The organism is Roseitranquillus sediminis (genome assembly GCF_016918935.1).
GTDB lineage: Bacteria > Pseudomonadota > Alphaproteobacteria > Rhodobacterales > Rhodobacteraceae > Roseitranquillus > Roseitranquillus sediminis.
Genome location: NZ_JAFFOB010000018.1, coordinates 94,664 through 108,956 on the forward strand (window position 1 = coordinate 94,664; position 14,293 = coordinate 108,956).

The 14,293-nt window shown below is 68.6% G+C and carries 16 protein-coding genes; 13 read left to right on the forward strand and 3 right to left on the reverse strand.

Annotated elements, in window-relative coordinates; translation table 11 throughout:
- Window positions 1–8: 8 nt before the first annotated feature.
- Entirely contained in the window at window positions 9–1,613 is a 1,605-nt protein-coding gene (murJ, locus tag JM664_RS12310) for a murein biosynthesis integral membrane protein MurJ (RefSeq protein ID WP_227420225.1), read from the forward strand.
- Between the two features lie 4 nt (window positions 1,614–1,617).
- On the opposite strand, the gene JM664_RS12315 is transcribed toward murJ, so the two are convergent.
- Entirely contained in the window at window positions 1,618–2,304 is a 687-nt protein-coding gene (locus tag JM664_RS12315; protein ID WP_227420226.1) for a rhomboid family intramembrane serine protease, read from the reverse strand.
- 76 nt (window positions 2,305–2,380) lie between these two features.
- Between JM664_RS12315 and trpS the strand changes: the two genes are divergently transcribed.
- Window positions 2,381–3,391 (forward strand): tryptophan--tRNA ligase, encoded by a 1,011-nt coding sequence (gene trpS, locus JM664_RS12320; RefSeq protein WP_227420227.1) that lies wholly within the window; start codon window positions 2,381–2,383, stop codon window positions 3,389–3,391.
- A gap of 67 nt (window positions 3,392–3,458) precedes the next feature.
- Here the strand turns inward: trpS and JM664_RS12325 are convergent, their stop codons facing one another.
- On the reverse strand, window positions 3,459–4,001 hold the full coding sequence (locus tag JM664_RS12325; RefSeq protein ID WP_227420228.1) for a L,D-transpeptidase: 543 nt from the start codon (window positions 3,999–4,001) through the stop codon (window positions 3,459–3,461).
- Between the two features lie 178 nt (window positions 4,002–4,179).
- Between JM664_RS12325 and JM664_RS12330 the strand changes: the two genes are divergently transcribed.
- From JM664_RS12330 to JM664_RS12380, 11 genes are all read left to right on the forward strand, one after another.
- On the forward strand, window positions 4,180–5,043 hold the full coding sequence (locus JM664_RS12330) for a branched-chain amino acid aminotransferase (protein ID WP_227420229.1): 864 nt from the start codon (window positions 4,180–4,182) through the stop codon (window positions 5,041–5,043).
- 49 nt (window positions 5,044–5,092) lie between these two features.
- On the forward strand, window positions 5,093–5,548 hold the full coding sequence (locus JM664_RS12335; RefSeq protein WP_227420450.1) for a universal stress protein: 456 nt from the start codon (window positions 5,093–5,095) through the stop codon (window positions 5,546–5,548).
- Between the two features lie 151 nt (window positions 5,549–5,699).
- A complete protein-coding gene (locus tag JM664_RS12340) occupies window positions 5,700–6,263 on the forward strand; it encodes a NifU family protein (RefSeq protein ID WP_227420230.1) in 564 nt (187 codons plus the stop codon).
- 5 nt (window positions 6,264–6,268) lie between these two features.
- Window positions 6,269–6,895 carry a tRNA (adenosine(37)-N6)-threonylcarbamoyltransferase complex dimerization subunit type 1 TsaB gene (gene tsaB, locus JM664_RS12345; RefSeq protein ID WP_227420231.1) on the forward strand — a complete coding sequence of 209 codons (627 nt, stop codon included), beginning with the start codon at window positions 6,269–6,271 and terminating at the stop codon, window positions 6,893–6,895.
- A gap of 80 nt (window positions 6,896–6,975) precedes the next feature.
- A complete protein-coding gene (locus JM664_RS12350) occupies window positions 6,976–7,299 on the forward strand; it encodes a GNAT family N-acetyltransferase (RefSeq protein ID WP_319637531.1) in 324 nt (107 codons plus the stop codon).
- A gap of 184 nt (window positions 7,300–7,483) precedes the next feature.
- Window positions 7,484–8,485, forward strand: coding sequence for a BMP family lipoprotein (locus JM664_RS12355; RefSeq protein ID WP_227420233.1), 1,002 nt, complete (start codon window positions 7,484–7,486; stop codon window positions 8,483–8,485).
- 73 nt (window positions 8,486–8,558) lie between these two features.
- Window positions 8,559–10,124: an ABC transporter ATP-binding protein gene (locus JM664_RS12360; RefSeq protein ID WP_227420451.1), complete on the forward strand. Its 1,566-nt coding sequence runs from the start codon at window positions 8,559–8,561 to the stop codon at window positions 10,122–10,124.
- 13 nt (window positions 10,125–10,137) lie between these two features.
- Window positions 10,138–11,223 carry an ABC transporter permease gene (locus JM664_RS12365; RefSeq protein ID WP_227420234.1) on the forward strand — a complete coding sequence of 362 codons (1,086 nt, stop codon included), beginning with the start codon at window positions 10,138–10,140 and terminating at the stop codon, window positions 11,221–11,223.
- 24 nt (window positions 11,224–11,247) lie between these two features.
- The gene (locus tag JM664_RS12370) at window positions 11,248–12,213 is read left to right on the forward strand and encodes an ABC transporter permease (protein ID WP_227420235.1); all 966 of its coding nucleotides are present in this window, start codon (window positions 11,248–11,250) and stop codon (window positions 12,211–12,213) included.
- A 45-nt stretch (window positions 12,214–12,258) separates the two neighbouring features.
- Entirely contained in the window at window positions 12,259–13,173 is a 915-nt protein-coding gene (locus tag JM664_RS12375) for a sulfite exporter TauE/SafE family protein (protein WP_227420236.1), read from the forward strand.
- Window positions 13,173–13,922, forward strand: a complete 750-nt coding sequence (locus tag JM664_RS12380) for a TIGR02186 family protein (protein ID WP_227420237.1) — start codon at window positions 13,173–13,175, stop codon at window positions 13,920–13,922. Before JM664_RS12375 ends, JM664_RS12380 begins: the two co-directional genes overlap by 1 nt.
- On the opposite strand, the gene JM664_RS12385 is transcribed toward JM664_RS12380, so the two are convergent.
- Window positions 13,919–14,230 (reverse strand): antibiotic biosynthesis monooxygenase family protein, encoded by a 312-nt coding sequence (locus JM664_RS12385; protein WP_227420238.1) that lies wholly within the window; start codon window positions 14,228–14,230, stop codon window positions 13,919–13,921. The genes JM664_RS12380 and JM664_RS12385 overlap by 4 nt on opposite strands.
- Between the last annotated feature and the right edge of the window lie 63 nt (window positions 14,231–14,293).

Below are 14,293 nucleotides of genomic sequence, written 5' to 3' on the forward strand. Positions count from 1 at the left end.
TCTGAGCGGTGCAGCCGATCCGCCTGCTGAAGGGCTTCGTCACTGTCGGCGCCTGGACGATGCTGAGCCGGGTTCTGGGCTTCGTGCGCGACATTCTGATCGCGGCGACGCTGGGCGCGGGGCCGGTGGCGGAGGCGTTCCTGGTGGCCTTCGCGCTGCCCAACATGTTCCGCCGGTTCTTCGCCGAGGGCGCCTTCAACATGGCCTTCGTTCCGATGTTCGCCAAGAAGCTCGAGGGGCACGAGGACGCGCACGACTTCGCCCGCGACGCGATGGCGGGGATGATGGTGATCCTCGCGGGCTTCACCGTCCTCGGCGTCGTGGCTATGCCGCTTCTCGTCACGGCGATGGCGGGCGGGTTCGTGGGCGACGAACGCTTCCACCTCGCGGTGACGTTCGGGCGTATCGCGTTCCCCTACATCCTCTTCATCTCGCTCGCCGCTCTGGTCTCGGGCGTGCTGAACGCGACGGGGCGGTTCCTGGCGGCGGCGGCGGCGCCGGTGCTGCTCAACATCGTCTTCATCGCGGTGATCGCAGTCGGATGGTTCTTCGAGATCCCGGCGGACGAGTTCCTCGGGCTCGGCATCGATCGGATGCTGGGGCTGGAGGTCGGCTCGGCGCTGGCGCTGTCGGTGCCGCTGGGGGGCGTGGTGCAACTCGGACTGGTCTGGTGGGCGGCGGCGCGGGCGGGCTTCCATCTGGTGCCGCGGCGGCCGAGCCTCACGCCGGAGCTGAAGCGGCTGGCGGTGATCGCGGCGCCGGCGGCGCTGGCGGGGGGCGTGGTGCAGGTGAACCTGCTGGTTGGGCGTCAGGTGGCGAGCTTCTTCGACGGCGCGATCGCATGGCTGAACTATGCCGACCGGCTCTACCAGCTGCCGCTGGGCGTGGTGGGAATCGCGATCGGCGTGGTGCTCCTGCCGGACCTGTCGCGCCGGCTGCGCGCAGGTGACGAGGCGGGCGGGCGGCATGCGCTGAGCCGGGCGGCGGAGGTTTCGCTGGCGCTGACGGTGCCGGCGGCCGTGGCGCTGGTGGTGATCCCGCTGCCGCTGATCTCGGTGCTCTTCGAGCGCGGCGCGTTCGACGCGGCGGACAGCCGGGCCACCGCCGCGGCGCTGGCGGTCTACGGGCTGGGGTTGCCGGCCTTCGTGCTGCAAAAGGTGCTGCAGCCGCTCTTCTACGCGCGCGAGGACACGGTGCGGCCGTTCCGCTATGCCCTGGTGTCGCTGGTGGTAAACGCGGCGGCGGCGGTCGGGCTGGCCTTCGCGATCGGCTATCTCGGAGCGGCGATCGGCACGACGCTGGCCGCCTGGGCGATGGTGGTGCTGCTCTGGCGCGGCTCGCGCGATATGGGGGCGGCGGCGACTCTTGACGAGCGCTTCGTGGCGCGGCTGCCGCGTATCCTGGCGGCGTCCGCGGTGATGGGCGCCTGCCTGCTGGGGGCGGAGGCGCTTCTGGCGCCGGCGCTTGCCGAACCGCTTTGGCGCTACGCCGCCCTCGCCATTCTGGTGACAGCGGGTCTGGCGAGTTACGCCGCCGCCGGGGCGCTGTTTGGCGCGTTCTCGCCGCGGGATTTCCGGCTCGCCACCAGCCGGAGCGCCGCCGCGCGGCGCTGAGCGGTCAGCGCCGTCTGAGCGCCTGCACCGCCCGCCGCCACCCACCGGGACCGACGAGGAAGGAAAGCGCGAAGCCGGTGGCGAAGCCCGACACCTCGGCCACCCACTCGTTCGTGCCGCCGAAGAGCACGCCGAAGACGAGCTGGATCCCGAGCAGGAAGCCGATCAGCGTGAAGGCCCGCCACTGCGGCGCCCCAACGGCGCCGAGGCTGACCCAGAGGATGTAGGTGAACCCGCCGATCAGGCCGTAGACTGCCGGAAAGCCGCCCGCCAGCGGCAGCGGATCGTCGAGCGCGAGGCCGTAGACGAGCGCGCCGCTGAAGGCCGAGCCGAAGAAGAGCGTCAGCATCGCCCCCGGCCCCATCCGCTCGGCCACCATCTTGCCCAGCGCCAGCAGGAACACGATCACGAAGAGCGCGTGCGTGAAGCCGTAATGCACGAACGGATAGGTGACGAACCGCGCCACATGCTCGAGGGGCCAGCTGCCGCGCTCGAGCATCAGGTCGAAGACCTGACCGAAGAAGCCGTAGCGCTCGATCGCCGCCTGCCGCCAGCCGATGCCATCGGCGCCGCCGATGAACCCGCGCGCCGCCGCGCTCAGGGCAACCTCGATCCCCGTCAGCACGAGCGCCAGCGCCGTTACGAGGGGCGGCAGCGGGTGGACCGGAGAGGCGTCGGGATCTTGCGACATGGGATGAGGCTTCCTTGACCCGGCAGGTGCCCCCCGTTAAGCGAGCGCGGCACGAATTTCCAGACGGAGCGACAGGATGGCCGACTTCACGCCGCGGGTCTTCTCGGGCATCCAGCCTTCCGGCGGCCTGACGCTGGGCAACTACCTGGGCGCGCTCAAGCGCTTCGCCAAGCTGCAGGACCAAGGCATCGAGACGCTCTACTGCATGGTCGACATGCATGCGATTACCGTCTGGCAGAATCCGGACGACCTGCGCCGCCGCACGCGCGAGCTGGCCGCGTTCTACATCGCGAGCGGGATCGACCCGGAGCGCTCGATCCTCTTCAACCAGTCCCAGGTCCCCGAGCACACGCAGCTCGCTTGGATCTTCAACTGCGTCGCCCGGATGGGCTGGATGCGGCGGATGACCCAGTGGAAGGAGAAGGCCGGCAAGAACGCCGAGGAGGCGTCGCTGGGGCTCTTCGCGTACCCCGCGCTGATGGCGGCGGACATTCTGGCCTATCACGCCACGCACGTCCCGGTGGGCGAGGACCAGAAGCAGCACCTGGAGCTGACGCGCGACATCGCGGCGAAGTTCAACCACGACTACGGCGTGGACTTCTTCCCGGTGACCGAGCCGATGATCGAGGGGCCGGCGACGCGGGTGATGAGCCTGCGCGACGGATCGAGGAAGATGTCGAAGTCCGACCCCTCGGACATGAGCCGGATCAACATGCACGACGACGCCGACACCATCGCGCAGAAGTTCCGCAAGGCGCGCACCGACCCCGAGCCGCTGCCGGAAACGGCGGCGGGGCTCGAGGACCGGCCGGAGGCGCGCAACTTGGTCAACATCTACGCCGCCCTCTCGGACCGCGGGATTGACGAGGTCATGGCCGACGTCGGCGGCAAACCCTTCTCGGAGTTCAAGCCGATGCTGGCCGACCTCGCGGTCGAGAAGCTGGCCCCAATCTCGACCGAGATGCGTCGGCTGATGGCGGACGAGGCCGAGATTGACCGCATTCTCGCCCGCGGCGCGGAGCGCGCCCGCACCATCGCCGCGCCGATCCTGCGGCGGACCTACGACATCGTGGGGATGGTCGGCTGAACGCCGCGTCCGGCGGCGAGATGGTGGAGCGACCGGAGCGGCGACGCGGCCGCCCCGGCGCTTCGGATCAGATCAGGCGGACCTGCGTCCCGACCTGCGCCAGCTCGAAGAGCTCGGCGATCTTCTCGTTGTAGAGGCCGATGCAACCCGAGGACGAGCGGCGGCCGATCTTGCGCGTGTCGTGGGTGCCGTGGATCAGGTAGGCCGGCCACGAGAGGTAGAGCGCATGCGTGCCGAGCGGGTTGCCAGGTCCCGGCGGCATGTACTCCGGCAGGCTCGGGTCGCGCTCGCGCATCGAGGGGGTCGGCGTCCAGTCCGGGCCGACGCGCTTGCGCACGATCTCGGTATAGCCAAGCCGGGTCAGCTCGTCGCTCATCGGCACGGAGGTCGGGTAGAGGCGATAGATGCTCTCGTCCTCGGACCAGTAGTGCAGCGCGCGCGAGCCGGTATCGGCCAGAATCGCGCCGCCTGACAGGTTCGCGAAATGGTCGCGCCAGTCGGCCATGCCGAAGCCCGAGATATTGTGCCGCACGCCATCCTGCGCCCTCAGGACGCCCGGCGACGCCAGCGAAAAGGCGCCCGCGGTTGCGAGAAAGGTCCGACGCTGCATCGATCTGCCTCACGTTTCTGATTCATCGGTGCCGCGGACCCTAGGGAAGCAGACGGCGAAAGCCAGCACTGACATTCCTTTATCACGATCTGTTGTCCTGCCGCGCCGGCGCCGCTGCATCCCGGGTGGACCGTACACTGGGCCACGCCTATGGTGCCCCTTCCGAAGGGGAGCGGACATGGCGACGGGCACCGACATCAGGACATATTTCGACGGCCGTTGGCACGACGGCGACCTGCCGGTGATGCGGGCGGCGGACCATGGATCGTGGCTCGGCTCCAGCGTGTTCGACGGCGCGCGCTACTTCGACGGGGTGGCGCCCGACCTCGAGGCGCACTGCGCCCGCGTCAACCGTTCGGCCGAGGCGCTGATGATCACGCCCACCGTCGAGACGGACGAGATGGTCGAGATCGTGCGCGAGGGGCTCGATGCGTACGCGCCCGACACCGCCGTCTACATCAGGCCGATGTACTGGGCGCTGGAAGGGGGACCGCTGGGCGTTCTGCCGAAGGTGGGCGCCACCGGCTTCGCGATCTGCCTCGAGGCAATCCCTATGCCGCCGCGCGACCGGGCGACCACACTCGGGACCACGCGCTTCCGCCGCCCGACGCTCGATTGCGCGGTGGTGAACGCCAAGGCGGGCTGCCTCTATCCGAACAACGCGCGGATGCTGGCCGAGGCGCACGCCAAGGGCTTCGGCAACGCCCTGGTGGCGGACGCCTTGGGCAACGTCGCCGAGAGCGCCACCTCCAACGTCTTCATCGTCAAGGACGGCGAGGTCTTCACGCCAGTTCCGAACGGCACCTTTCTCGCCGGCATCACCCGCGCCCGCCACATCGCCAACCTCCGGGCGGACGGCGTGGCGGTGCACGAGACGGTGCTGACCTTCGACGACGTGCGCGCAGCGGACGAGGTGTTCCTGTCGGGCAACATGGCCAAGGTGACGCCGGTGACGGAGTTCGAGGGCACGCACTTCCAGGTTGGCCCCCTCACCCGCCGCGCGACTGAACTCTACTGGGACTGGGCGCACTCCAACGGCTGACTTGCCGCGTCGGCGGGCCTCCGCCATGATCCGACGGCAGGGGGGTTACATGCGCAAGTTCCTGGTCGTCCTCGACGACACCCGCGAGTGCCTGAACGCGATGCGGTTCGCCGCGATGCGCGCGGAAAAGACCGGCGGCGGCGTGCAGGTGCTGTCGATCATCCCGCCCGAGGAGTTCAACCACTGGCTCGGCGTCGGCGAGATCATGCGGGAGGAGGCGCGCGACCGGATCCGCGCCCACTTCGAGGTCTTTGCCAAGTGGATGCGCGACCGCCACAAGGTCGATCCCGAGCTGGTGATCCGCGAGGGCGAGGCGGTACCGCAGATCCTCGCTCAGATCCGCGAAGCGCCGGAGGTGGGCGTGCTAGTCCTCGGCGCCGGCTCCGAGAACTCTGGCCCCGGTCCGCTCGTCTCGCAGCTCACGCGGATGGCGGGCACGCTGCCGGTGCCGGTGACGGTCGTGCCCGGAGGGATGTCCAAGGAGGAGCTCGAGGCGGTCTGCTGAGGCCAGTCCGCGTATGCACGTCGTATGTACGCGATGTGCATGCGGGTCATACGCCCGATCCGCGCCGCTTCGCCCCAGTTTGGAATCGTTCCAGATTCTTGACAGGGCGCCCGCGACCCCGCATATCGCAAGGCATCCAGGAGGTGGTCAGATGTTCATCCAGACCGAGTCGACCCCGAATCCCGCGACGCTGAAGTTCCTGCCCGGACAGTCGGTCCTGGACAGCGGCACAGCGGATTTCGCGACGCCCGAAGCGGCCGTCGCCTCGCCCCTCGCCGCGCGCATCTTCGCCGTGCGGGGCGTGAGCGGCGTGTTCTTCGGCAACGACTTCGTGACCGTCACCAAGGAGCAGGGCGTCGAGTGGGACCACGTCAAGCCGGCGGTCCTCGGCGCGATCATGGAGCACTACCAGTCCGGCCAGCCGGTGATGTCGGGCGGTGCCGAGACCTCGCCCGGCCACGCCGAGCATGAGGGGCCGGACGCGGAGATCGTTAACCAGATCAAGGAGTTGCTCGACACGCGCGTGCGCCCGGCTGTGGCGCAGGACGGCGGCGACATCACCTTCCACGGCTTCGACCGGGGCGTGGTCTACCTGCACATGCAGGGCGCCTGCGCCGGCTGCCCGTCCTCGACCCTGACGCTCAAGATGGGGATCGAGAACCTGCTCAGACACTACATTCCCGAGGTGATCGAGGTCCGGCCCGTCGCCGCCTGACGGCAGTGCCTGAACTTATCCTCGCCTTCGACACGTCGGCCGCGCACTGCGCGGCCGCTCTGCTTTCGGACGGCAACATCGTGGCGGATCGGCTGGAGCCCATGTCGCGCGGGCAGGCCGAGCGCCTTTTTCCGCTTCTCGAGGAGCTCCTGCAGAGCCAGTCGGTCGGCTGGAGCGACCTGGACGCGCTCGCGGTCGGCACCGGCCCCGGCAACTTCACCGGCCTCCGCATCGCGGTCGCCGCAGCACGCGGCCTCGCCCTCTCGCTCGGACAGCCTGCCATCGGCGTCGACGGCTTCGAGGCGCGGGCCTTCGGTGAGGATGGTCCGGCTCTCGTCGCCGTCCCTGCCCCTCGCGATGCCGTCCACGCCCGCCCCCACGGAAGCGGCCTGTCCGACGATGTGCTGACGCTGACCGCAGAGGAAGCGCTGTCGCTCGCCCTGCGCGAGGGATTGCGTCCGCTCGGCGAGGTTCTGGGCGTTCCGCCGGCGCAGCCGCTCGCGCACGGGATCGCGCTCGTCGCCAGACGCCGCCTGCGCTCCGGCGCGGTGCGGCCGCGCCCCGCCCCGCTCTACGTCCGACCGGCCGACGCTGCGCCATCCCGAGTGGCCATGCCCCGCCTGCTGCCGTGACGCCCGCTGCGCTGGCGGCCCTGCATGCCCGGTCGATCCGCAAGCCACGTCCCTGGACGGAGACGGAGTTCGCGTCACTGTTGGCATCGCCGCATGTGTTCCTGATCGGTGGTGCCACGGCCTTCGCACTGGGTCGCACCGCTGCCGACGAGGCCGAGCTGCTGACTCTGGTCACTGCTCCCGAGTACCGCCGGCAGGGCCTCGCCCGCCGGTGCCTCGCCGCCTTCGAAGCCGAGGCAGCACAGCGCGGCGCGACGGTGTCTCTCCTGGAAGTGGCGGCCGACAACCATGCCGCGTGCGATCTCTATGCCTCGGCGGGTTATAACGAGGCGGGTCGGCGCCGCGGCTATTACGACAGCTCGACCGACGCGCTGATACTCCGGAAAAAGATAGCTTCGTCATGACCTTGCGAGGCGATGCAACAGGCGCGCGCTAACGCCGCGGCATCCGCCTCAGCCAGAAATAGCTATTGACCCGTTTCCGGGGCTGCGGCCTTAATTGCCTCGATCCGTCGCGCGCTTTGCGCGTCGGGCGACCGTGCCGCAAACGGGCGTCGCGCGGTCGGAACAACGACCAGGGAGTTTCGGAATGAGTTCCATGCAGAGACTGCTCGGCGCTGCCGCCGTCACGGCGATGTCCGCAGCCGTCGCATCGGCCGAGCCGGCCATCATCTTCGACCTCGGCGGCAAGTTCGACAAGTCGTTCAACGAGGCTGCCTACACCGGCGCCGAGCGCTGGGCGGAGGAGACCGGCGGGAGCTACCGGGAGATCGAGCTGACGAGCGAGGCGCAGCGCGAGCAGGCCCTGCGCCGCATGGCCGAGAGCGGCGCGAACCCCGTCGTGACCGCCGGCTTCGCCTATCAGTCGGTCATGGATCAGGTCTCGCCAGAATACCCCGACACTGACTTCGTGGTCATCGATACCGTCGTCGACCAGCCGAACGTGCGGTCCTACATCTTCTCCGAGCACGAGGGCAGCTATCTCGTCGGAATGCTGGCGGCGATGGCGTCGGAGAGCGGAACCGTCGGCTTCGTCGGCGGCATGGACGTGCCGCTGATCCGCAAGTTCGCCTGCGGCTATGTGCAGGGCGTCAAGGCGGTGAACCCGGACGCGACGGTGATCCAGAACATGACCGGCACTACTCCCGCCGCGTGGAACGACCAGACCCGCGGCGCCGAACTGACGCGGTCGCAGGCGAGCCAGGGTGCCGACGTCGTCTTCCACGCCGCCGGCGGGACCGGGATCGGGGTCCTTCAGGCGGCTGCCGACGAGGGTATCCTCGGGATCGGCGTCGACAGCAACCAGAACTACCTGCACCCCGGCTCGGTTCTGACGTCGATGGTCAAGCGCGTGGACAACGCCGTCTACGACGCCTTCGTCGACGGCACCGACGGCGACGATCAGTTCGAGACCGGACTCATGGTCCTGGGACTCGAGGAAGAGGGCGTGGGCTACGCCGTGGACGAGCACAACCAGGACCTCATCACGGACGAGATGCGCGCTTCGGTCGAGCAGGCGCGGCAGCAGATCATTTCGGGCGAGATCGAGGTGCACGATTACTCGACCGACGACAACTGCTCCACCAGCTGACGGCTTGACGGGCACCAGCAGAACGGGGCGGCCAGAGGTCGCCCCATCGCCTGAAGCGGGCGCGCCTCCGGCGATTGAGCTGAGGGGCATCTCGAAGGCGTTCGGTAAGGTCCAGGCCAACAAGAACATCTCGATCCGGGTGATGCCGGGCACCATCCACGGCATCATCGGCGAGAACGGCGCCGGCAAGTCGACGCTGATGTCGATCCTCTACGGCTTCTACCGCGCCGATGCGGGCGAGATCTGGATCGACGGCACGAGGACCGACATCCCCGACAGCCAGGCAGCGATTCGCGCCGGGATCGGCATGGTCTTCCAGCACTTCAAGCTGGTCGAGAACTTCACGGTGCTGGAAAACGTCGTCCTCGGAGCCGAGGACGGAATGCTCCTGCGCCCGTCGCTGGCGAAGGCGCGGCGCATCCTCAAGCAGCTCTCGGAGGAATACGAGCTGAACGTCGACCCCGACGCGAAGATTGAGGACATCGGCGTCGGCGCGCAGCAACGGGTCGAGATCCTCAAGGCACTCTACCGCAATGCGCGCATCCTGATCCTCGACGAGCCCACCGGCGTGCTGACGCCCTCCGAGGCGGACCACCTCTTCCGCATCCTCGACGGCCTGCGCCGCGAGGGAAAGACGATCATCCTGATCACCCACAAGCTGCGCGAGATCATGGAGGCGACCGACACCGTCAGCGTCATGCGCCGCGGCGAAATGACCGCTACCGTCAAGACCTCCGAGACGAGCCCCGAGCAGCTGGCCGAGCTGATGGTGGGCCGCAAGGTACTGCTGCGGGTCGAGAAGTCCCCCGCCCGGCCCGGACCTGTCGTGCTCGAGGTCCGCGACCTGCGCGTGACCGACGAGAAGGGCGTGGAGCGCCTGAAGGGCGTCAGCCTCGACGTTCGCGCGGGCGAGATCCTTGGCATTGCCGGGGTGGCGGGCAACGGCCAGTCCGAGCTGCTCGACGTGCTGGGCGGCATCATGCCGGCGACCGGCACCGTGCGGATGAACGGCGAGGAGATCGACCTGACCGGACGCCGGAGTGACGGTCAGACGCGCCGCGCGCAGGGCATCTGCCACGTGCCCGAGGACCGCCAGCGACGCGGCCTGATCATGCAGTTCACTGCTTGGGAAAACGTCGCATTCGGCTATCAGCGCGACCCCGGCTACAATCGCGGCCCGCTGATGGACAACGACGCGCTCCGCCGCGACACCGAGGGCAAGATGCAGCGCTTCGACGTGCGCCCGGCGAATTGCTGGCTCGAGGCGCGCAGCTTCTCGGGCGGCAACCAGCAGAAGATCGTCCTGGCGCGAGAGATCGAGCGCAACCCCGACCTGCTGCTGGTCGGCCAGCCGACCCGCGGCGTCGACATCGGCGCGATCGAGTTCATCCACCAGCAGATCGTCAACCTGCGGGACGCCGGGAAGGCGATCCTGCTGGTCAGCGTCGAACTCGACGAGATCCTGGGCCTCTCGGACCGTGTCGCGGTGATGTTCGACGGCCGCATCATGGGCGAGCGCGACGCCTCCGCGACGGACGAGCGCGAGCTGGGCCTGCTTATGGCGGGCATGTCGGGCGAGGGCTCGCCTGGCCCGGTCGATGGTGCACCCGGACGCGGTCCGCTGGAGCAGCCGGCATGACGGGAGCGCGCTGATGCCGAGATGGGCCGACGTCGCGCTGGTGCCGCTGATCAACCTCGTGCTGGCGTTCCTCGTCTCGGGCCTCGTCGTGCTCTACATCGGCGAGAACCCGATCGAGGCGCTGGTCATCATGATCCGCGGCGCCGTCGGCTCGGCCTACGGCTGGGGCTATACGCTCTTCTACGCGACGAACTTCATCTTCACCGGTCTCGCCGTGGCGGTCGCGTTTCATGCGCGCCTCTTCAACATCGGGGGCGAGGGCCAGGCTGCGATCGGCGGCCTCGGCGTCGCCCTCGTCTGCCTCGCGGTGCCGTGGCCGCACTGGCTGCTGGCGCTGCCTGCGGCCATCGTCGGCGGCGCGGTCTTCGGCGCGGCTTGGGCGGCGATCCCGGCCTACCTGCAGGCGCGGCGCGGCAGCCACATCGTCATCACGACGATCATGTTCAACTTCATCGCCTCGGCCCTGCTGGTCTACCTGCTCGTCGACGTGCTGAAGGCGCCGGGTCAGATGTCGCCCGAGACGGCACGTTTCCCCGAGGGCGCGACGCTGCCGAACGCCGGCGTCCTCGCCGCGATCGGCTTGCCCTTCCGCCCCTCAACGCCGCTCAACCTCGCCTTCCTTCTCGCGATCCTCTGCTGCTGGCTGGTCTGGCTGCTGATCTGGCGCACCCGCCTCGGCTATCAGATCCGCGCCTTCGGCCATTCGGAGCCGGCGGCGGTCTATGCCGGGATCTCGCCCTTCCGCATCACCATGCTGGCGATGCTGATCTCGGGCGCGCTGGCCGGGCTGATGGCGATCAATTCGGTGATGGGCGAGGCCGAGCGGCTGGTGCTGGACAGCGTGCAGGGTGCGGGCTTCATCGGCATCGCGGTCGCGCTGATGGGCCGGTCGCACCCGCTCGGCGTGTTCCTCGCCGCCATCCTCTTCGGCATCCTCTACCAGGGCGGCGCCGAGCTCGAGTTCGAGATGCCGGCGGTCAGCCGCGAGATGATCGTGGTGATCCAGGCGCTGGTGATCCTCTTCACCGGCGCGCTCGACAACATGGTGCGCCTGCCGGTCGAGCGTTTCTACCTGCACCGACGCACGGGGCACCTGTGACGTCGGCCGAAGCGGAGGTCTGAGATGGACGTAGCCGCGATCCTCCCCCTGCTCGACTCGACTCTGCGGCTGGCGACGCCGCTCCTGCTCGCCTGCCTCGCCGGCCTCTTCAGCGAGCGTTCGGGCATCTTCGACATCGGGCTCGAAGGCAAGATGCTGATCTCGGCCTTCTTCTCGGCGGCGACCGCGGCGATCACTGGCTCCGTCTGGCTGGGGCTGATGGCGGGCGTGGCCGGGGCGCTGGCGTTCTCGCTGATCCACGGCCTCGCGTCGATCACGTTCCGCGGCAACCAGCTGATCTCCGGCGTTGCGATCAATTTCCTGGCGAGCGGTCTGACGGTGCTGATCGCGCAGGACTGGTTCAGCTCCGGTGGCCGCACCCCCGCATTGGCCGGACCCGCGCGGTTCTCGGCCATCGACCTGCCCTTCGCCGACGCGCTGCGCGATGTGCCGGTTCTCGGGCCGATCTACCACGACCTGGTCTCCGGCCACACGATCCTAGTCTACGTCGCCCTGCTGGCGGTGCCAGTGACGTGGTACGTCCTCTTCCGCACGCGCTATGGCCTGAGGCTGCGCGCCGTAGGCGAGAACCCGGCCGCCGTCGACACCGCGGGAATCAGCGTCACCGGTCTGCGCTACTCCGCCGTCCTGATCTGCGGGCTGCTGACCGGCCTCGCGGGCGCCTACCTTGCCACCGGCCTCAACGCAGGCTTCGGGCGCGAGATGACGGCGGGGCGCGGCTATATCGCCCTCGCCGCGCTGATCTTCGCCAAGTGGCGGCCTTGGTACGCACTGATGGCGACCCTGCTCTTCGGCCTGCTCGAGGCGGTGGCGATCCGCTACCAGACGGTCGATCTGCTGGGCGTCACCATCCCCGGCCCCTTCATGCAGGCCCTGCCCTACATCCTCACGGTCGTGATCCTGGCAGGCTTCGTCGGCCGCGCCATTCCGCCCCGTGCCGGCGGCGCGCCCTATGTGAAGGAGCGTTAGCAGCACGGCTGGACGAGCGCTGTCGAAGGGGCGTAACGCAGGCGCATGCAGGTCTACCTCCCCATCGCCGAGGTTTCGGTCAACGCCTTCATGCTGCTCGGTCTCGGCGGCCTCGTCGGCTTGCTCTCGGGGATGTTCGGCGTGGGCGGCGGATTTCTCATCACGCCGCTTCTGATCTTCATAGGCATCCCGGCCGCGGTGGCGGTCGCGACTTCGGCGAACCAGATCGTCGCCTCATCCATCTCGGGCGTGCTCGCGCACTTCCGACGCCGCACGGTCGACCTGCCGATGGGCATGGTGCTCCTTGTAGGCGGCCTGATCGGTGCTGCCATCGGGATGCGCGTCTTCAACTGGCTGCGCGCGATGGGCCAGGTCGACCTGCTCGTCAGCCTCAGCTACGTCGTCTTCCTCGGCATCATCGGTGGCCTGATGTTCATCGAGAGCGTCAACGCGATCCGCCGCGCACGTTCCGGCGGACGTCCGGCGCAGCGGCGACGGCACAACTGGGTGCACGCGCTGCCGCTCAAGATGAAGTTCCGCACCAGCGGCCTCTACATCTCGGTCATCCCGCCGCTGATGGTGGGGGTCCTTGTCGGACTCCTGGCGGCGGTCATGGGCGTCGGCGGCGGCTTCGTGATGGTGCCGGCGATGATCTACCTGCTGCACATGCCGACCAAGGTCGTCGTGGGCACTTCGCTCTTCCAGATCATTTTCGTGACCGCCTTCACGACGATGCTGCACGCGACCACGAACTACACCGTCGACGTCCTGCTGGCGCTGCTCCTGATCGTGGGCGGGGTAATCGGCGCGCAGGTCGGTACGCGGATTGGCGCGCGAATGAAGGCCGAGCAACTGCGCGTGCTGCTCGCACTCCTCGTGCTCGCCGTCTGCGGAAAGCTCGCGATCGACCTGCTGCTCCAGCCGGAGGAGCTCTATTCCGTCAGTTGGCGGGGCTTCTGATGCGCTGGCTTGTCGCGCTCCTCATCTGGGCCGTGCCGGCGGCGGCCGAGGAGGTTGTGGCCGACCTCAGCCAGAACCGCATCTCGATCACGGCGGACTTCGACGGGTCCGAGATCCTGATCTTCGGCGCGGTCAAGCGCGAGGAGCCGCTTGAGGGTGTGCCGCTTGAGGTGGTCATCACGCTCTCCGGGCCATCGCAGACGGTGATGGTGCGGCGAAAGTCGCGCGTGGCGGCCATCTGGGCCAATACCGCCGCGGTAGAGGTGGATCGTGCCCCCAGCTTCTATGCTGTCGCGACGAGTGGCCCGCTGTCTCAGGTGCTGAGCCAGACGGAAGACCTGCGCCACCGGATCACCACGCGACGTGCGATCCGGGCCGTGGGCGCGCCGCAGGAGGTGCTTGACCTGCCGGAGTTCGTGCGCGCCCTGATCCGGGTGCGAGAAGGTGCCGGTCAGTACCAGCTTCGCGAAGGTGCCGTCAGCGTGCGCGAGCAGACGCTGTTCTCGACCTCGATCGAGTTGCCGGCGAACCTGGTCGAGGGAAATTACGAGGTGCGGATCTTCCTCACGCGGGAGGGCCATGTGATCAACGCCTACGATACCGTGATCTACGTGCAGAAGGTCGGCCTAGAGAAGTTCCTCTATGTCCTCGCGCACGAGCGGCCTTTTATCTACGGCCTGATGTCGCTGGCGCTCGCGGGCGTCGCCGGCTGGGGCGCCTCCGCCGCGTTCCGCTGGCTGCGGCCCTAGAGCTCGCCGCCGAAGGTCGCGGCAACGTCGTAGAGCACCGGTTCGAAGCTCCGGCAGAGCGAGGTGAGGCGCCGGTTCCGCTGCCGCATCTCGGTCGAGCGCAGCATCGCGAGGAAGTCCTCGCGCCGTTCCCATCGCGAGTAGTTGCAGATCCGCGTCTGCGCGTCGTTGACGTGGAGCCGCGCGGCGATGAAGCCGGGCTGCCTGGAGATGAAGCTCTCGTAGGCGTCTGACAGCTCGTCCAGCAGGTCTTGGCAGGTGCCGGGGTTGACCTCGAAGGTGGTGATGACGGTCTGGCTCTGTGACATCGCGCACTCCTTTGCCACAGGCTAGCACATCGGGCGACGCTGCTGCATCCGCCATTGTTGACC